16 protein-coding genes and 4 pseudogenes are annotated in these 18,332 nt (G+C 69.4%); 14 read left to right on the forward strand and 6 right to left on the reverse strand.

Features of this window, described 5'->3' with window-relative positions; genetic code table 11:
• Nucleotides 1-301 precede the first annotated feature (301 nt).
• The 5 genes and pseudogenes from ACFQJD_RS14690 (at nucleotide 302) to ACFQJD_RS14710 (ending at nucleotide 4,766) form a co-directional block, all read left to right on the forward strand.
• Nucleotides 302-1,383: pseudogene (locus ACFQJD_RS14690) on the forward strand (putative sulfate/molybdate transporter).
• Between the two features lie 152 nt (nucleotides 1,384-1,535).
• Complete coding sequence (locus ACFQJD_RS14695; protein WP_379799214.1) at nucleotides 1,536-2,006, forward strand: DUF7384 family protein; 471 nt, start codon at nucleotides 1,536-1,538, stop codon at nucleotides 2,004-2,006.
• A gap of 43 nt (nucleotides 2,007-2,049) precedes the next feature.
• Nucleotides 2,050-2,847: an alpha/beta fold hydrolase gene (locus ACFQJD_RS14700; protein WP_379799216.1), complete on the forward strand. Its 798-nt coding sequence runs from the start codon at nucleotides 2,050-2,052 to the stop codon at nucleotides 2,845-2,847.
• Nucleotides 2,848-3,640: 793 nt separating this feature from the next.
• Nucleotides 3,641-3,895: a hypothetical protein gene (locus ACFQJD_RS14705; protein ID WP_379799218.1), complete on the forward strand. Its 255-nt coding sequence runs from the start codon at nucleotides 3,641-3,643 to the stop codon at nucleotides 3,893-3,895.
• Nucleotides 3,896-3,962: 67 nt separating this feature from the next.
• Nucleotides 3,963-4,766: a hypothetical protein gene (locus ACFQJD_RS14710; protein ID WP_379799220.1), complete on the forward strand. Its 804-nt coding sequence runs from the start codon at nucleotides 3,963-3,965 to the stop codon at nucleotides 4,764-4,766.
• A gap of 161 nt (nucleotides 4,767-4,927) precedes the next feature.
• On the opposite strand, the gene ACFQJD_RS14715 is transcribed toward ACFQJD_RS14710, so the two are convergent.
• Nucleotides 4,928-5,554: a non-canonical purine NTP pyrophosphatase gene (locus ACFQJD_RS14715; protein ID WP_379799221.1), complete on the reverse strand. Its 627-nt coding sequence runs from the start codon at nucleotides 5,552-5,554 to the stop codon at nucleotides 4,928-4,930.
• 104 nt (nucleotides 5,555-5,658) lie between these two features.
• Here ACFQJD_RS14715 and ACFQJD_RS14720 point away from each other — a divergent pair, with 104 nt between their 5' ends.
• From ACFQJD_RS14720 to ACFQJD_RS14760, 9 genes and pseudogenes are all read left to right on the forward strand, one after another.
• Nucleotides 5,659-6,891 carry a translation initiation factor IF-2 subunit gamma gene (locus ACFQJD_RS14720; protein ID WP_379799223.1) on the forward strand — a complete coding sequence of 411 codons (1,233 nt, stop codon included), beginning with the start codon at nucleotides 5,659-5,661 and terminating at the stop codon, nucleotides 6,889-6,891.
• Between the two features lie 18 nt (nucleotides 6,892-6,909).
• Entirely contained in the window at nucleotides 6,910-7,278 is a 369-nt protein-coding gene (locus ACFQJD_RS14725) for a DUF188 domain-containing protein (RefSeq protein WP_379800542.1), read from the forward strand.
• A gap of 1 nt (nucleotide 7,279) precedes the next feature.
• A complete protein-coding gene (locus tag ACFQJD_RS14730; protein ID WP_379799225.1) occupies nucleotides 7,280-7,852 on the forward strand; it encodes a DNA-directed RNA polymerase in 573 nt (190 codons plus the stop codon).
• Complete coding sequence (gene spt4, locus ACFQJD_RS14735; protein ID WP_379799227.1) at nucleotides 7,852-8,049, forward strand: transcription elongation factor subunit Spt4; 198 nt, start codon at nucleotides 7,852-7,854, stop codon at nucleotides 8,047-8,049. The genes ACFQJD_RS14730 and spt4 overlap by 1 nt, the downstream gene beginning before the upstream one ends.
• Nucleotides 8,049-8,570 (forward strand): GTP-dependent dephospho-CoA kinase family protein, encoded by a 522-nt coding sequence (locus ACFQJD_RS14740; RefSeq protein ID WP_379799229.1) that lies wholly within the window; start codon nucleotides 8,049-8,051, stop codon nucleotides 8,568-8,570. Before spt4 ends, ACFQJD_RS14740 begins: the two co-directional genes overlap by 1 nt.
• A 55-nt stretch (nucleotides 8,571-8,625) precedes the next feature.
• Complete coding sequence (locus tag ACFQJD_RS14745) at nucleotides 8,626-8,940, forward strand: 30S ribosomal protein S24e (RefSeq protein WP_379799231.1); 315 nt, start codon at nucleotides 8,626-8,628, stop codon at nucleotides 8,938-8,940.
• Nucleotides 8,941-10,515 (forward strand): bifunctional N(6)-L-threonylcarbamoyladenine synthase/serine/threonine protein kinase, encoded by a 1,575-nt coding sequence (locus ACFQJD_RS14750; RefSeq protein WP_379799233.1) that lies wholly within the window; start codon nucleotides 8,941-8,943, stop codon nucleotides 10,513-10,515.
• A 130-nt stretch (nucleotides 10,516-10,645) separates the two neighbouring features.
• A complete protein-coding gene (locus tag ACFQJD_RS14755; protein ID WP_379799234.1) occupies nucleotides 10,646-10,921 on the forward strand; it encodes a DUF5808 domain-containing protein in 276 nt (91 codons plus the stop codon).
• A 9-nt stretch (nucleotides 10,922-10,930) separates the two neighbouring features.
• Nucleotides 10,931-11,883: pseudogene (locus tag ACFQJD_RS14760) on the forward strand (DUF5787 family protein).
• A gap of 9 nt (nucleotides 11,884-11,892) precedes the next feature.
• Here ACFQJD_RS14760 and ACFQJD_RS14765 read toward each other — a convergent pair.
• The 5 genes and pseudogenes from ACFQJD_RS14765 to ACFQJD_RS14785 form a co-directional block, all read right to left on the reverse strand.
• Nucleotides 11,893-12,066, reverse strand: coding sequence for a hypothetical protein (locus ACFQJD_RS14765; protein ID WP_379799236.1), 174 nt, complete (start codon nucleotides 12,064-12,066; stop codon nucleotides 11,893-11,895).
• A 41-nt stretch (nucleotides 12,067-12,107) separates the two neighbouring features.
• Entirely contained in the window at nucleotides 12,108-12,932 is an 825-nt protein-coding gene (locus tag ACFQJD_RS14770) for an MBL fold metallo-hydrolase (protein WP_379799237.1), read from the reverse strand.
• Nucleotides 12,933-12,938: 6 nt separating this feature from the next.
• Nucleotides 12,939-14,306 (reverse strand): ATP-binding protein, encoded by a 1,368-nt coding sequence (locus ACFQJD_RS14775; RefSeq protein WP_379799238.1) that lies wholly within the window; start codon nucleotides 14,304-14,306, stop codon nucleotides 12,939-12,941.
• Between the two features lie 98 nt (nucleotides 14,307-14,404).
• Nucleotides 14,405-16,269, reverse strand: a pseudogene (locus tag ACFQJD_RS14780) (cation:proton antiporter).
• A gap of 132 nt (nucleotides 16,270-16,401) precedes the next feature.
• Nucleotides 16,402-18,305: pseudogene (locus ACFQJD_RS14785) on the reverse strand (AMP-dependent synthetase/ligase).
• Nucleotides 18,306-18,332: the final 27 nt, after the last annotated feature.

Below are 18,332 nucleotides of genomic sequence, written 5' to 3' on the forward strand. Positions count from 1 at the left end.
ACACGACGCCGCGGGGGAAAGACGACGCCGCACGTCGTGGGATGGGGTGCCGGGCGCGCGGGTGGGAGGATGGGAACTGAAGCCGTTCGTGCGCGCCCGTCAGGAGGATACGACCCACTCACAATAAAACTGCGTCAGACGAACGCGTGACCGTCGGGCGATTTCGGCCGTCGCGAGGGCGACGGTCGACGCCTCCGCAGCTCGCGGACGGAAGTAACTTAAATAGGTTACATATTCCCGGGCATGAACCGGATTTTGATAACTGAGAAAGGTTACGTTCGGCCAGTTCGTATTGCGGACGATGGCCGGTACGTTCGAGGCGCGCGTTCGACGCGGAGTCGAGATTTCGAGCGGCGAGGTGACGGGTGCGATAGGCGATTCGATCACGGTGTTGCCCGTCGTCGTCGCGCTCGGCGCGCTGACTCCGCTGTCGGTGCCGCACGTCCTCCTCTGGTTCGGCGTCTTCCAGATACTCTGGGGCGTCGTCTACGGCCTGCCCTCTCCGTCGAACCGATGAAGGCGCTCGCGGGACTGGCGATCGCCGGCGCGCTCTCGTACGGCGAACTCGTCGCCGCCGGCCTCCTCGCCGGCGCCGTCTTGCTGCTGGCCGGGCGGACGGACGCGCTCGCTCACGTCGAACGCTTCGTCGGCGATTCCGTCGTCCGCGGCGTCCAGCTGGCCGTCGCCCTGGTGCTCGCGCAGGCGGGAGTCGACCTCGCCCTCGCGGACCCCGCACTCGCCGTCGGGGCCGGCGTCGCCGCAGTCGCGTTCGTGGCCGTCGGCAGGGCGGGCACGGGCGCGTTAGCCGTCCTCGGGGCAGGGCTCGCCCTCGGCGTTGGCGCTGCCGGGCTACCGACGCCGACGCTGCCGGGCGTCCCGCCGGTGACGCCGCCCGCACTGACCGCGAACGCGCTCTCGGGGGCCGCCGCACAGCTGGCGATGACCGTCGGCAACGCCGCCGTCGCAACCTCGCTGCTCTGTGCCGACCTGTTCGACGCGGAGGTCCAGCCTGACGAACTCGCGACGAGTATGGGCGCGATGACGCTCCTCTCGGTCCCGCTCGGCGGCCTGCCGATGTGTCACGGGAGCGGCGGCCTCGCCGGCAAGTACGCCTTCGGCGCGCGCACCGGCGGCGCGAACGTCGTCCTCGGCGTCGGCTACCTGCTCGCCGCCCTCGTCGCCGGCGTCGTCGTCGCCTTCCCGACGGCCGCCCTCGGCGTCCTCCTCCTCCTCGTCGCCGTCCAGCTCGCCGAGAGCGCGAGACAGACGTCCTCGCTCCCGGTGACCGTCGGCGTCGGCGTCATCGGCCTTCTCGTCAACGTCGGCACGGCGTTCGTCCTCGGCGCGTCGGTCCACTGGTATCTCGACCGGCGGGCGGCGTGACGCGGACTCCGCCACCGATTCCCGAACCCGACAGACCCTTTGTGCCACGCCCGCGAGAGCGCGTATGACGTGGATCGACCTGTTCGAACGCGCGGCGGCGTACGACGTGAGCGAGGCGGCCGTGGCGGACGCGCTGTCGGAGCGACGGGGCGATGACTGACACCTCCCCGGCGCGGGTCGTCGCCGACGCCGACGTGTTGGCGGCGGATCTCCTCGTCGGCGGGGCGTCCCGCGACGCCCTCGACGCCCTCCGCCGGCACTCGTGGACGACGCTCGTCGCCAGCGACTCCCTCCTCGACGACGCCGAGGCGGTGATCGGGAGGCTCGCCGACGCGTCGCTCTCGTCCGACTGGCGCGAGCGAATCGAGGCGTGGCGCGACCCGGTCGCCCATCCCGACGGCGACCACCCCGCGCTCGCGTCCGCGCTCCACGGCGGCGCGATGCACGTCCTCACGCTCGACGAGGCGCTGACGACTGCACAGACGGGGGCGGCCGTCCGTAGCCACGCCGAGGTGAGCATCAGACATCCGCGTGCGTTCGCCACCCTGTTCGACGCCGAAAGTCTCTACGAAGCGACCGAGGGCGGCGACTACCCGGGCCCCGACCGCGACCCGCGGCACTGAGGCCGCCAAGAGCTTTCCCGCTCGACGCGCAACCGTTCACGGGATGCCAACGACAGCGTGCAACGGGGCGACGCTCTACTACGAGGAGGCAGGGACGGGGACGCCGGTCGTGTTCCTCCACGGGCTGATGGCCGGATGTCGAGTCTTCCGGGGGCAGCTGTCGGGTCTCGACGGCTGTCGCGCCCTCGCGCTCGACTTCCGCGGCCACGGTCGATCGACGAAGACGCCCGCCGGGCACACGATGGCCCAGTACGCCCGGGACGTCGAGGCGTTCCTCGACGGACTCGGCGTCGACGACGCGGTGCTCGTCGGTTGGTCGATGGGCGCGCTCGTCGGCTGGGAGTACGTCGACCGGTTCGGGACCGACCGCCTCGCGGGCTTCGTCGACGTCGACCAACCGGCGTCCGACTTCCAATGGGACGACTACGACTACGGGTCGTGGGACCTCGCCGACCTCGCCCGCGCCGTCGGGCGTGCACAGGAAGACCCCGACGGCCTGGCCGAGTCGGTCGCCCACAGCCTGTTCGTCGACTCGCCTGCGGCGGACGTCGCACGGGCGATCTACGACGAGGCGTCGCGGGTCCCGCCGGGCGTCGTCTCGGCGACGTACGTCGATCAGACGCTCCGCGACTACCGGGACGTCCTGCCCGACGTGGACGTCCCGTCGCTGGTCTACGTTTGCGGCGAGGGGGCTCTCGCCCCCGCCGGTGCCGTGGAGGACGTCGCCGAACGACTGCCCGACGCGGAGGCGGTGCGGTTCGAGGAGAGCGGCCACGCGCCGTTCCTCGACGCCACCGATCGGTTCAACCGCCGCCTCACGGAGTTCGTCGCGTCGCTCTGACGCCCGCTACTCGCGCCACGCCCGCCTGAAGGCGAGGACGCCGGCGACGACGGCCACCCACTCCAGCAGGCGTTCGGTGAGCGGATTCGCCGAGAGGAACGTCCGCGTACCCGCCTCGTAGACGACGTAATACCGGCCGCTGGATTCGACCAGTTCGGGTTCCGAGAGGGGTCGGCGGCGCGGGCGCTCCCCGTCTTCACCGTCTGTCGGATCGGGTAGTTGTACTGGGCGACGGGGCGCGCGACGCCGTCGACGACGCGACTCGCGTCCGCCCGCTCCAGGCCGAGGACGTACGCCTCGGCCGAGTCGTTCCACTCGGTCGTCCGCTCGAACACCCGGCCGTCGCCCGAGAAGGCGACGTAGCGCTCCGACGCCACGAGCGTCGGGTCGCCCGCGACGTGGCGGACGCCGGGATACGGCGCGCGGACCGCCGCGCCGTCGAGGAGCCGTGACTCGAAGCCACAGCGCCTTGACGGACTCTGTTCGTGGAAGCAGTCGACGCCTTCGACGCCCGCCAGCCACGGGTGACGGCCGGGAATCGAGAGCCGATTATCGTCGACGGCGACCTGTGCGGCCCGGTAGTCGTAGTCGTCGCCGGTCACGTCGAGCGGGGGTGCCCAGAGCGGAACGGTCACGAGGACGAGTCCGAGAGCGAGGAGGAGCGTACGCCGCGGCGACGCCGTGCGGGGGATCCCATGGCGGCACCGTGTGTCGGAGAGGTGAAAGGCGGAACGGTACGACGCCGCTTTCAGCTATCCCGAGGTTGAAGGCATCAGCGGGAGAAGGGCCGGCGATGCGACTCCGAAGGCACCTCCCCGCAGCCCCCGCGTTCGCTGGACTCGCCGCCCTCCGGTTCGGGTCCAGCACCGAACCGCTGTCGCTCCGACCGGCCTACGGCGGCCCGATTCGGGCGGCGTCTGCCGGCACAGGCACCCGCGTCGGCCACGGCGAGCGCTTCCTCCTCGAACTCGCCGCCACGGGCGTCGCCGGCTGGGGCGTCCGACCCGCCGACGGCGGGACCGCCGTTCGAAACGGGTCGGCGGTCTGACGTCGATGCCCGATTTCGTCACGCGACTCGTCGACGGCTGGGAGCGTGCGCTCCGGCACGCGCCCTCGTGCTCGTCCCCATCGTCCTCGCCGCCATGGACGCGAACAAGATACGGTCCGTCCTCGCGTTCGACGGCCTCCACCTCGGGTTCAAAGTCGGCGCGCCGCTCTCCGTCGTCACCGTCTGGCAGTTCGTCAGCGTCCCCAAATCGGGCGTCAGCGTCGACACCGGTGTCCCGCTGGAACTGCTCCCGTTCGCCGCCGTCAGCGTCCCCGTCGCGCTCGTCGTCCAGAGCGCCCTCACGGCGGGCTACTTCGGGAGCGTCGCCGACGTCGTCCGCGGCCAAGAGTACGACTTCGTCGCCAACGTCGCGGCGTATTTCCGCCCCTTCTTCGTGTTGACCCTGCTGCCGTTTCTCGCGTTGTTACCGCTGGCGCTCGGCGTCGTCGGACCCGGGCTCTCGGGCGGCGTCCCCGCCGGGGCGCTCGCCGTCGTCGCGCTCGGGATCCCCGTGTTCGTCGCCCTCGCGTACCTCTTTTACGCGACGCCGTATCTCGTCGTCCTCCGGGACGTCGGCGTCGTCGACGCCGCCCGCGGGTCGTACGCGCTCGCACTCCGGGGCGGCCCCTACCTCTCTTACTTCCTCGGCTTCGCGCTGTTCGTCCTCGCCGTCTCGCCCGTCGCGACGGTCGTCGTCGTCAACGTTCCCCTCCTCGGCGTTCCTCTGGGCGTCGTCGGCGGCGGCGTCCTCGGACTCGCCGCCAACCTCGCGACTGCGCGGTTCGTCGCCGACGTCGACCCGGAGTCGGCGTCGACCGCGTGGGAGTCGGTGTCGCCGACGACGGACGAAGAGTCGACGACGGACGAGTGAACCGAACCCGCTCGTCGTCACCGCGGGAATCGGCGAAGGAGGCTCGCGACTTTCGCCTCGCTCCGTTCACTCACGGCGCTTGCTTCGCTCCCTTCGGTCGCTCAGCGAACCACCGATAGACTCACTGGCTCACGGCGGAGCCGTGAGCCGTTCCGAGACGCTCACTGCGTTCGCTCGCGGTACCACTCCCCGAACTTCGCCAGTGCCCGTCCGCGGTGTGAGACGGCGTTTTTCTCCGCGGCCGTCATCTCCGCGAACGTCGTTCCGTCGTGTTCGAAGACGGGATCGTAACCGAAGCCGCCGTCGCCGCGCGGGTCGACGATGCGCCCGCGGACGACGCCCTCGAAGAGTTTCACCGGGAGCGCGTCGGTCTCCTCGCCGGCGTCGTCTTCCGCGGCGGCGACGGCGCGGTCCGCCCGGTCGACCGGGTCGGGACTGGCGTCGAACCCCTCGCCGTCGCAGTACGCGAGGACGCACCGGAACGACGCGCGGCGGTTCTCCTCGGCGAGGGTGAGGTCGGCGACGCGGTCGACGCCGAGTTTGTCCTCGACGTAGGAGGAGTAGGGACCGGGGAAGCCGTCGAACGCCGAGAGGAAGAGCCCGGCGTCGTCGACGAGGACGGGCGCGTCGGCGTACCGATACGCCTCGCGAGCACCGCGAGCGGCGATGGGACCGAGCTCCGGGGCCTGGATCTCGGTGTAGTCGAAATCGAGTTGCTGGACGCCGCTCCCCAGATACTCGCGGGCCTCGCGGACCTTGCCACGGTTGGTCGTCACGTACCTGAGCATACCCGACGTGGACCCGGTCGGGGAAAACGCCGTCGGTCTCCGAGAAGCCGAGAACAGCAACTTTATCACTCGCACGGGGCGAAGCCTACGCAAGATTACTCTCAATGGCGACGGAAACACACCAACAACCGGAGGTGAACATCGGCCTCGTCGGACACGTCGACCACGGCAAGACGACGCTGGTCCAGGCCCTCAGCGGTTCGTGGACCGACCAGCACTCCGAGGAGATGAAACGCGGCATCTCCATTCGGCTGGGGTACGCGGACGCGACGTTCAAGACGTGTCCCGGCCTCGAGCCGCCCGAATGCTACACGGTCGAAGACGAGTGTCCCGACGGGTCCGAGAGCGAGCCGTTGCGGACCGTCTCGTTCGTCGACGCACCCGGTCACGAGACGCTGATGGCGACGATGCTCTCCGGTGCGGCCCTGATGGACGGCGCGATTCTCGTCGTGAGCGCCACCGAGGACGTCCCGCAGGCCCAGACGGAAGAACACCTGATGGCGCTCGACATCATCGGCATCGAGAACATCGTCGTCGCACAGAACAAGATCGACCTCGTCGACCGGGAGCAGGCGCTGGCAAACTACGAGCAGATCGAGGAGTTCGTCGAGGGCACCGTCGCCGAAGACGCCCCCATCGTCCCCATCAGCGCCCAGCAGAACGTCAACATGGACCTCCTCATCGACGCCGTCGAAGAGGAGATTCCGACGCCCGAGCGCGACGAGTCGGAGGCGGCCGAGATGTTCGTCGCCCGCAGCTTCGACATCAACCGGCCGGGGACCGAGTGGGACAGCCTCCAGGGCGGCGTCGTCGGCGGCAGCCTCGTCGGCGGCAGCCTGGAAGTCGGCGACGAACTCGAACTGCGTCCCGGCCGCGAAGTCGAACGCGGAAACGAGACCGAGTGGCAGTCAATCACCACCGACGTCCGGTCGCTGCAGGCGGGCGGTCAGCAGGTGGACGTCGCCCGACCGGGCGGCCTCCTCGGCGTCGGCACCGGCCTCGATCCGAGTCTCACGAAAGGCGACGCCCTCGCGGGACAGGTCGCCGGCGAACCGGGGACGCTCCCGCCGGTCCACGAGGACTTCGAGATGGACGTCGAACTGCTCGACCGGGTCGTCGGCGAGGAGTCGGGCGAGATCGAGGAGATCTCGACCGGCGAACCGCTGATGCTCACCGTCGGGACGGCCACCACCGTCGGCGCGGTCACCAGCGCTCGCGGCGGCGAGTGCGAGGTGTCGCTGAAACGCCCCGTCTGTGCCGAATCGGGGTCCAAGATCGCCATCAACCGCCGCGTCGGCGCTCGCTGGCGGCTCATCGGCATCGGCACGCTCAAATAGGACGTGACTACCGTCGCCATGGACACCAGCGCGCTGATGATGCCGGTCGAATGCGGCGTTCGCGTCTTCGAGGAGGTCGAACGCCTCCTCGGGGAGTCGCCCGACTGGGTGACGCCAGCGGCGGTACGCACGGAACTGGACCGGCTCTCGGCGGGCGGCGGGACGGAAGCCACCGCCGCGAGCGTCGGGCTGGATTTGGCCGACCGTTGTCGGACGGTCGAGACGGACGCATCGTACGCCGACGACGCCCTCGTGGACCTCGCCGAACGCGGCGACTGCGAGTACGTCGTCACGAACGACCTGCCCCTGCGGGACCGACTGCTCGAACGAGGCGTTCGGGTAATCGGTTTAAGGGGCCGGAACACACTCCACATACAGGAACGATAACATGTACAAACGGGTACGACTCAAGGACACGGTCGAGGTACCGCCGCGACATCTGGCGGACGTCACGCCGGAGCGGGTGAAGCGTCTGCTGCAGGACAAACTCGAGGGACGAATGGACGAGGAGGTCGGTAGCGTCGTGAGCGTCGCCGAGGTCCACGACGTCGGACAGGGGGCCGTCCTGCCGAACCGCCCCGGCGTCTACTACGAGGCCGACTTCGACGCCATCACGTTCGACCCGGAGATGCAGGAGGTCGTCGACGGCACCGTCGTGGAAGTCGTCGAGTTCGGCGCGTTCGTCGGCATCGGTCCCGTCGACGGCCTGCTGCACGTCTCGCAGATCTCCGACGAATATCTCGCCTACGACGGCGAGAACCAGCAACTCGCGTCGACGGAGTCGAACCGCACCCTCGGCGTCGGCGACGAGGTGCGGGTCCGCATCGTCACCAAGAGCATCGACGAGCGCAACCCCCGGGACAGCAAGATCGGCCTCACGGCGAAACAGCCGGGGCTGGGCAAGCACGGCTGGCTCGAAGAGGAGCGCCAGTCGCGCGAGGCCCAGATGGAGGGTGACTGATGGCGAAACCCCGGCTCGCCTGTCGTGAGTGCCACCACATCAACGACCCGGACTCCCAGTCGTGTTCGAACTGCGGGTCGTCGAGTCTCACGGAGGACTGGGCGGGGTACGTCATCATCACCCACCCCGAGCAGAGCGAGGTCGCCGAGGAGATGAACGTCACCGAACCCGGCGGCTACGCGCTCAAAGTCAGGTGATGCTCCGACTCCCCGAGGACCTCCGCGGCGCGTTCAAAGAGCCCCTCGGCCCCGTGTTCACCGACGCCGAAGAGCTGCTGGCGACGGCGGGCACCCCCATCGTCGCCGTCGGCGACGTCGTCACCTACCACCTCCGGCTCGCCGACACCACGCCCGACGTCGCCCTCGTCGACGGCCGGACCGAACGCGAAGCGGTGAGCGCGGAGATCGTGCGCGTCCTCGGGAATCCCCACGTCGAGGTGGAAAACGAACCCGGAACGCTCTCGGACGCCCTGCTCGCCGCGCTCCGCGACGCCATCGACGCCGACGAACCCACCACCATCCACGTCGACGGCGAGGAGGACCTGGCCACCGTTCCCGCCGTCGTCGCCGCCCCGAACGGCACGAGCGTCGTCTACGGCCAGCCCGGCGAAGGCATGGTCCTCGTCACCGTCGACGAGGATACGCGAGCCATCGCGCGCGACCTGCTGCGGCGGATGGACGGCGACGTCGACGCCGCACTCGCGACGCTCGGCGGCTAATACGCGCTTCGTAATCCTTTTGGTCGTTTCGAGTGGAGTTACCTACAACTGACCCATGGAAATCGAGATTATCGCCGAAGAGGAGAATCCGATGTTACACCGGACCGACGTCCGATTCAGTATCACGCACGAAGACGCGACGCCGTCCCGCCTCTCCGTCCGTGACAGTCTCGCGGCCAAACTCAACAAGGACTCCGAGGAGGTCGTCGTCCACGAACTCGACACGAAGTTCGGAATGCGAAAGACGATGGGCTACGCGAAAGTGTACGAGAGCCCCGACCACGCCAAGGACGTCGAGCAGAAACACATGCTCGACCGCAACAAGATCAGCGCGGAAGACGAGGCCGAGACGGAAGCAGAACAGGCTTAGATGCGCGTTCTCGGTATCGAAGGCACGGCGTGGGCGGCCAGCGCCGCCGTGTTCGATACCGACGCCGACGCCGTGTTCATCGAAACCGACGCCTACCAGCCCGAGAGCGGCGGCATTCACCCCCGCGAGGCCGCCGAACACATGGGCGACGCCATCCCGCGCGTCGTCGAGGCGGCGCTCTCGGAAGCGGACGGGGATATCGACGCCGTCGCCTTCTCGCGTGGCCCCGGCCTCGGCCCCTGTCTCCGCGTCGTCGGCACGGCCGCCCGCGCCCTCGCGCAGTCGCTCGACGTCCCCCTCGTCGGCGTCAACCACATGGTGGCCCACCTCGAAATCGGGCGCTACCAGTCCGGGTTCGACTCGCCCGTCTGCCTGAACGCCAGCGGTGCCAACGCCCACCTCCTGGGCTACCACAACGGCCGCTATCGCATCCTCGGCGAGACGATGGACACGGGCGTCGGCAACGCCCTCGACAAGTTCACCCGCCACGTCGGCTGGACCCACCCCGGCGGCCCGAAAGTCGAACGCGCCGCCGAAGACGGCGAGTATCTCGACCTCCCGTACGTCGTCAAGGGGATGGACTTCTCGTTTTCGGGCATCATGAGCGCCGCCAAGGAGGCCTACGACGACGGCGCGCCCGTCGAGGACGTCTGTTTCTCGCTGCAGGAGAACGTCTTCGCCATGCTCTCGGAGGTCGCCGAGCGCGCCCTGTCGCTGACGGGGACGGACGAACTCGTCCTCGGCGGCGGCGTCGGGCAGAACGACCGCCTCCGGGAGATGCTCGAAACGATGTGCGAGAGCCGCGGGGCCGACTTCTACGCGCCCGACTCGCGCTTCCTCCGGGACAACGCCGGGATGATCGCCGTCCTCGGCGCGCGGATGTACGAGTCGGGCGACACCCTGGAAATCGAGGCGTCGGCCGTCGACCCGAACTACCGGCCCGACGAGGTGCCGGTGACGTGGCGCCGCGGGGAGGAGTCGGTCGCCCGCCCGACGACCGACGCCGGCGAGATCCGGGGCGCGGAGGCCGTCGTCACCATCCGCCCGGACCGCGTCGTCAAGCGACGCCTCCCGAAGGAGTACCGCCATCCCGAACTCGACGCCCGCCTGCGTCGCGAGCGAACCGTCTCGGAGGCCCGACTCACCAGCGAGGCGCGGCGCAACGGCGTCCCCACTCCCCTCGTCTACGACGTCGACGTCCCGGAGGCGACGCTTGCCCTCCAGCACGTCGGCCACGCCGACCTGGCCGCCGCTCTCGCGACCGACCGGGCGCGGACGGTCGGGCGGCATCTCGCCACCCTCCACGGCGCGGGCGTCGTCCACGGCGACCCCACGACGCGCAACGTCCGCGTCGGCGACGACCGGACCTACCTCGTCGACTTCGGCCTCGGCTACCACACCGGCCACGTCGAGGACCACGCGATGGACCTGCACGTCTTCGAAGGGAGCGTCCGGGGGACGGCCGACGACCCCGACCCGCTCGTCGCCGCGTTCGAGGAGGGGTACGCCGCCGTCGGGGCGGAGGCGGCGTTGAATCGGCTGCGCGAAATCGAGGGGCGCGGCCGGTACCAGTGAGATTCGACGGGTCCGTCGGATGCTTTCTTCCGAACGTCGAGGGACTTTCGACGTACCGCCCCACGCGTAGCCGGTCCATTGTACCGAGAATAGCCCAAACGCTTTATCCCGAGCGGCCGTATCTCGTCCCATGGTAGACAAACCGGAATCGGGGACGATTTTCGGCGTGCCGTACAACTTCGAGCGACCGAGCCTCGGCCGGATGCTCTCGGCCTACTGGAAGCCGGACGAGGGGATGCTCGTCGAGAAGCCCTTCGGCATCGGCTACACGCTCAACCTCGCCAGCTGGCGGTCGTGGGTCGTCCTCCTCGTGGCCGGCGTCCTCCTCTGGCGCGAGAGGGAGACGGGCGACGCGACGGACGAAGCCGAATCGGACGGCCCCGTCGAAGTCGTCGTCGACGACTGAGCGGCGGGCATGGAGTTCGCGTTCGAGTTGGCGATCTGTTCCCACCTCGAAGAGACGACGGACTGGCTCCCCGGCCGGCAACTCGGCGCGGCCGTCGAGACGCCCGGGCGTCGCATCGTCGACGTCTGTGCGGTCGAACCCGGCCCCGAGTTCGAGTCGCGGGCCGCCATCACCGAACGGACCATCCGCCCCGGGCCGTCGAGAGCGAGGTCGGCCCCGGCGAGGCCGTCTACTGGAAAGACGCCTTCGACTGCCACCCCGACGTGGCCCGTCGCGTCACCGACCGCGCCGTCGACGCGGGATTTTTCGAGGCCGAACGCCGGCGCGGCCGCCGCTACGTCAGGCAGGCGACGCGCTACCCCGGCTGGATAGGGCGTCTGGTCGGCATCGAGAACAAACCGGACCTCGGATCGCCCGGCGACCTGCAACGGCAACTCCGGATCGACGTGAGCCTCGGCCTCTTCGACGCGGTCGTCCTCGCCACCGAGAGCTACGTCACCGGCGCACACCTGAACCGCATCCCCGAGGCGGTCGGCGTCTGGCGGTTCGATCCCGAGACGGGCGAGCGAACGGTCGTCCGCGACCCCACGCCGCTGTCGGTCGCGTCGGCGGGCGTCGAACCCGTCGACTTCCGGTCGCTCCGGACGGACGTGACGATCGTGAGCGCGGCGGCGAAAGCCCGGGCGCGACGCCGCCTCGCCGAACGCGTCTACGGGAGCGGATGGCGGCCGGCGCTCCCCGACTGCGCCCGACTGCACCCGACCGGCGACGGCCGCCCGTACTGTTCGGCCCTCGACCGCGTCGTCGACCCGGGGAGCGACTGCGGCGCTGACTGTCCGCATCGCGATCCGACACCCGCGCCAGAAATCGATCGCGATGGGATCAGAGCGGCGCGGACGCCGTGGGTCGCCGACCCCGACGGCGTGGCGCGCCGACAGGCCGGGCTGGATCGCTTTCCCTGATCGGATGCCTCACCGCCCCTGCCACACCGACAGTCCGAAGACGGCGACGGCGAGGGCGACGGCGAAGACGACGCCGCCGCGCCAGTCGGCGCTGCCGAGGACGAGAAGCGAGGCGGCGACGTACGCGAGAACGGCGACCAGGCCGTTCGCGACCGCGCGCCCGAGATGGCCGAGTGCCGACATACTCCGGAGGTGCGCCCCGGGCGACATTACCCTGTCGGAACTCAGAGGACGTAGCGCTCGCCGTCGACGGCGAGTGGCTCCTCGAACGCCTCGTCGGCGGGGTAGTAGTGGGCGAGGTGGACGAGGCGGGTCCGGTCCGCGTCGAGTTCGGCGGCCAGATCGAGGGCCCCCTCCCGAGTCATGTGTTTGCTCCCGAACGTCCGCGGGACGCCGTCGTCGTCGTGGTGTTTGCCGCCGAGCGGGTGGTACTCGCAGTTCGCCGCGGGGACGATGGCGTCGGCCAGGAGGAGATCGGGATCGGCGAGGGCCTCGCGGGAGGCGTCGGGGACGGCGAAACTCGTGTCGCCGGTCATGGAGAGTTTCCCGCCCGTCTCGGGGTCGGCGACGACGAGCCCGTAACAGAGCAGCGGCGGGTGATCGACGGGGATCAGCCGGAGTTCGAGGCCACACACCTCGAACCGCTCCATCGGCGTGCGGTCGTGGACCGTCACCCGGTCGAGATAGTCGTACTTCCGGCGGACGGTGTCGGCGACGCTCTCCTCGGTGACGGGGTCGACTTCGTCGGCGGCGTACACCGGGAGCGAGTCGAACACGCGGTAAGCGTTGCCGAGACCGTCGAGGTGATCGAAGTGAATGTGGGTGACGACGACGGCGTCGGGCAGGGAAACGTCCTGCGTGAGAAACTGGTGGCGGAAGTCGGGACTGGCGTCGACGAGGATCGACTCGCCGGTGCGTTCGTTCTCGACGTGGACCGAAAATCGGGTGCGCTCGATCCCACGTTCCCGCGCTCGCTGACACGTCTCGCAGTCACAGCCGACCGTCGGCGTCCCGGTCGTATCGCCCGTGCCGAGAAGCGTCACCCGCATCGGGCGTCAGTGGTCGTGGCCGTGATGGGCCTGATCGCCGCCGTCGCCGGCGACGAGACCCTCGTGGTCGCCCATCATGTCCATGTTCTTGAGGTTGTCGCGCTCCTCGAAATCGGCGACGGCGTCGAGGATGTCTTCCTGCGTGAGCGTGGTTCGCTCCTCGGTCAGCGCTTCCAGCACCGCCTCCCGGAGGACCATCCGCAGGTCGCTCCCCGTCAGCCCTTGCGTCCGTTCGGCGACGTCCGCGGGGTCGAACTCCGCGATGTCCATCCGACGGGTGATGACCTCGAGGATGTCGGCGCGCATCCCGGCGTCGGGTTTGGGGAAGTTGACGATCTCGTCGAATCGACGCCACGCCGCGGCGTCGAGCTGGTCGGGGTGGTTGGTCGCGCCGATGAGCAACACCTCGTCTTTGATGAGGCTGATGTCGTCGATGCTCTTGAGCAGGGTGTTGACGGCGCGCTTGAGGGCGGCGTGTTCGTCGCTCCGGCGGGTCTTGGCGACGGAGTCGAACTCGTCGATGAAGAGGATACACGGTGAGAGCCGTTTGGCCACCTCGAACGTCTTCTCGACGTTCTTGGCCGTCTCACCGAGATACTGGCTGGTGATCATCGACAGTTTCACCTCGACGAACGGCTGGCCGAGTTCGTGGGCCAGCGCCCGCGAAGCGGTGGTTTTCCCCGTCCCCGGCGGGCCGACGAAGAGGAGTTTGCCGATCTCGCGCAGGCCGATCTCGGCCAGATATTCGCGGTGTTCGATGGCCTTGACGATCTTCTGAATCTCTCCTTCCTGGTCTTCGGTGAGGACGAGGTCATCGAGGGTCATCTCGATCTCTTCGGGCGCGCGCACTTGCACCAGATCGAGCATCTCGGCGTCGTCGTCCTCGTCGAAGTACTCGTCGAGGAGGCTGTCGATCCAGACGCGATCGGCGTGGATCGGCCGGTTCTGTTCGCGCGCCTCGGCGTGCGTCACGTCCACGTCGTCGCGGTCCTCGAGCGTCGACGCGAGCGTCGGGTTCGTCGCCAGTCGATCGCGGTCGGCGCGGTCCAGCACCCAGTCGGTCGCCAGCTCGGGCTGTGTCAGCGAGATGCGCCCCGAGAAGTCCTCTTGCTGGGTGAACAGGAGATCCGAGATGGCCTCCCACGGATGTTCGACGCCGGTCGCCTGTCGGGCGGTCCGTTCGGTCACGACCAGCGGTCGTTCGATGCCGCCGCGGGCGTCGGCGTCGTCGTCGGCGTCGTCGTCGGAGGTGGATTCGGCCCAGAAGACCTGCCGATATCGCGGCGGCAGGTCGTTCTCGTCGAGCGTTCGATCGTTCGTGTAGACGTGGGCCGTAAGCAGGAACTCGACCACCTCGAGGGCCGGGTCACTCATCCCCAAGGCTAGTCGGCGGGGTCGCATAAGGCCGTCGAAACGGCCGAAGTGAGGGACGTGGCTCCCGTGGACGGCGTGAGGAGGAAACGAGCGCGTCGCTATCGCTCCGGATTCGCGAATTTCATGGCGTCGCGGACGGCGTCGCGGCCGCCGATGATGGTGATTCGGTCGCCGCGTTCGAGCGTGAAGTCGGCGGAGGGGACCATCATCTCTCCGTCGCGGGCGACCAGGGTGATGAGACAGCCCTCGGGCAGTTGTGGCCCGATGTCGCGAAGGGGTTCGCCGATGAGGTAGTCGGCGGTGACCTCGATCTCCTGGACGTCGCCGGTGCGCCCGATCGTACTCATCCAGTTGACCATCGACGGCCGCTCGATGTAGTTGTCGAGGGCCATCGCCGTCGCGTCGACGGAGGAGATGGTGCGGACGCCGAGTTCCTCGAACGGTTCGACGTTGTCGGGGTTGTTGACCCGCGCGAGGATGGTCTCGGGGTCGAACTTCGAGCTGGCCAGCTGCGACACGAGCAGATTCACGTCGTCGTCGCCGGTGGCCGCGACCACGATCTTGGCGTTCTCGGCTCCGGCCGACCGCAACACTTCGGTGTCGGTGCCGTCGCCGTGGTGGACGGTCAGGCCCTTGTTGCGGGCTCGCTCCACTATTTCGACGTCCTCTTCGACGAGGACGACGTTCTCACCCCGATCTTCGAGGCGGCGGGCGAGCGCACGGCCCACCTGTCCGCCTCCGATTACGAGTACGCGCATGGGTATGACGTCGAGAGTTTCGGCTATCTGTCGGGCGAATCCTGCCTCGAACGCGACGGTGGTGAGGATGACGAGGAAGACGGTGCCGACGAGCAGGTTCGCCGCCTCGTCGAGACCGGCGGCCCGGAGTTCGATGGCGAACAGCGTCGCCACGGACGCGGGGATGATGCCGCGCGGCCCGACGAAACTCATGAAGAGTTTCTCCTCGCGGGTGAACCGGTCGCCGCCGGCGCTGACGAACACCAGGAGCGGCCGGATCACGAGCGCGACGACGGCGACGACGGCGAGGCCGCGCAGGCCGAGCGAGAGGAGGTCCTCGAACCGCAGGAGGGCGGCGAGAGAGATGAAGACGAAGGAGAGGACGATGAGCGTCACGTCGCCCTTGAAGTCGGTGATGTCCTCCTCGTAGGGGACGTCGACGTTGCCCAGCAGGACGCCCGCGGTGGCGACGGCGGCGATGCCCGCCTCGGTGGCGACGGCTTCGGCCGCGCCGTAGGCGACGAGCGCACCCGCCAGAACGAGCAATCGGGCGTTCTGGGGGCGTTCCCCGGCGAGAGGTCCACGTACCGGAGGGCGTAGTAGACGACGGCTGCGACGGCCATGCCGACGACGACGCCCGTGCCGAGTCGCTGGGCGAAGAGCACGAGAACGGCGTCGAGAGCGGTCACGTCCTCGATGATCGCCTCGAAGATGACGACCGCCAGAATCGCCGCGGTGACGTCGTTGACGATCCCCTCGGTTTCGAGGGCCGTCCCCACACGGTTGCGGACGGGGACGACTTCGAGGATCGGGGCGATGACCGTCGGCCCCGTCGCGACCAGCAACGCGCCGACGAGGAAGGCGAGTCGCCACGACGCGCCGAGGAGGAAGTGGATGGCCAGCGCCGTCCCGACGAGGGCGATGAGCGCACCGAGCGTCACCAGCCGAAAGGTGGCGGCCGGGGCCTCGCGCAACCGGTCGATGCGGAGGTGGAACGCCCCCTCGAAAACGATGATCGCCACGGAGAGGCCGACGATGGCCGAGAGGGCGTCGCCGAACGAGGAGGGACCGACGACGCCCAGCACCTCCGGGCCGAGGATGACGCCCGACGCGAGCAGGAACACGACGCTCGGGACCTGATACCGGTCGGAGAGCAGCTGCGCCACGACGCCGATGCCGATGAGCGCCGCGACGAGCGAGATGAGGTTCCCGCCTCCGGCGGCCATTTAGCGTCCCTCCATGTGACTGGCACCTTGTAGGCGAAGAAGATAAAACCCGCCGATTCGGCGTGGGTTTTTCGAGGGATAATCACACGAACGTTTTCTTCTATCGAAGATTAGCGCACAGTTAGTCCATTCCTACTCGGCGTCGCCGTAGAGCGCGTCGACGGTCTCGGCGTAGCGCTCGGTGATGGCCCGGCGGCGCTTTTTCAGCGTCGGCGTCAACAGGCCGTTCTCCCGGCGGAACGGGTCGGCGACGACGGCGAACCGCTCGACGCGTTCGTGGGACTGTAGCCCCTCGTTGACCCGAGACACCGTCCCGTCGAGGCGAGCGCGGAGGCGGTCGGTCGGCCACGAGTCCGGGTCGGGGAGGTCGACGTCCTGCCGGTCGGCCCACGCGCGAACCGCCTCCACGTCGGGGACGAGGAGCGCCGCCGCGAACGGGCGTTCGTCGCCGACGACGAGACACTGGGCGACGAGCGGGTCGGCCGCCACCTCGCTCTCGATGGGTGCGGGCGCGAGGCTCTTGCCCGTCGACAGGACGACCGTCTCGGAGGCCCGCCAGCGGAAAGTGAGGTAGCCGTCGTCGTCGCGTTCGACCACGTCGCCCGTCCTGAACCAGCCGTCGTCGGTGAACGCGTCGGCCGTCGCCTCCGGGCGTCGCCAGTAGCCCTCGGTGACGTTTGGACCCCGGACCTGCAGTTCGCCGGCGTCGTCGCCGGGGGCGTCGCCGACGTCGGGGTCGATGCGGGCGTCGAGACCCGCCACCGGCGGGCCGATGGTGCCGACCTTCGCCGCCTCGGGCGGGTTGACGCTGACGACGGGCGCGGTCTCGGTCAGGCCGTAGCCTTCGAGGAGGGGGATACCGACGTCGTGATAGCGGGCACAGAGGTCGGGCGGGAGGCGCGCGCCGCCGCTGATGCAGAAGTCGATGCGGCCGCCGAACGCCTCCCGGACCTTCGAGAGGACGAGTCGGTCGGCGAGGGCGTACCGGAGTCGCTGGAGCGGGCCGAGATCGTCGGTCTCGCGACGGACGCGTCCGGCGTCGACGGCCCGGTCGAACAGGCGGTCGCCGAGGGGTTTCTCGCCCACGTTCGCCTCGACGGCCGCGAGGAGCTGCTCGTAGAGGCGGGGCACGCCCGTCGTCACCGTCGGGCGGACGGCGGCGAAGTCGGCCGCCAGCGTGTCCGGGCGTTCCGCGTAGGCAACCGTCGCCCCCGCCGCGAACATCAGGTAGTGGCCGACGGTCCGCTCGAAGACGTGGGCGAGCGGCAGCACCGAGAGATGCGTCGCGTCCGCGTCGATGGCGGGGTCCGTGGTGCCGAACCGGTCGAGGAACTGCTCGACGTTCGCGCCCAGATTCCGGTGGGTGAGTTTCACGCCCTTCGGGAGCCCCGTCGTCCCCGAGGTGTAGACGACGCTGGCGAGGTCGGTCGGATCGCGGGCGTCGAGCCACGACTCGTAGGCGTCAGCGTCGAACGACTCCGCCCCCGTGCGTGGACGTCCGCGAGGGTGAACACGTCGTCGCGGTCGTCGTAGCCGCCCACTTCGTCGATAGCGACGACGAACTCGAGGTCCGCCGCCGCCAGCGCCTTCTCGACGAGGGCGGCGTCCTCGACGACGGCACCGAGCACGTCGGCGTCGTCGAGGAGATACCGGACGCGGTCGGTCGTCGATTCGGGGTAGACCGTCGCGACGACGCCGCCGGCCGCCTGGACGGCGAAGTCCGCCTGCGCCCACTCCATCCGGGTGTGGGCGGCGACGCCGATCCGGTCCCCGGCGTCGACGCCGAGCGTCCGGAACCCGGCGGCGAGGTTGCGGACCAAGTCCCGCATCTCCGCGTAGGTGAGGGCGGCGTAGTCGCCGTCCGGGGCGGCGGGGAGGACGTCGCCGGCAGCGAGCGACCGGTCGTAGACGCCGCCCTTGTACCGCTGGGCGACGCTCGCGGCGTGACGGTCCGCGCGCGTCTCGAACAGTCGCGGCAGCGTCGGCACGTCGAACGCGACGTCGTCGCCGGCCGCGACCGGCGTGGAACCTTCCATGCACGACGAGTTACCACGAATCACCAT

It is taken from the genome of Haloplanus sp. GCM10025708, from assembly GCF_042663985.1.
GTDB classification, from domain to species: Archaea; Halobacteriota; Halobacteria; order Halobacteriales; family Haloferacaceae; genus Salinirarus; species Salinirarus marinus.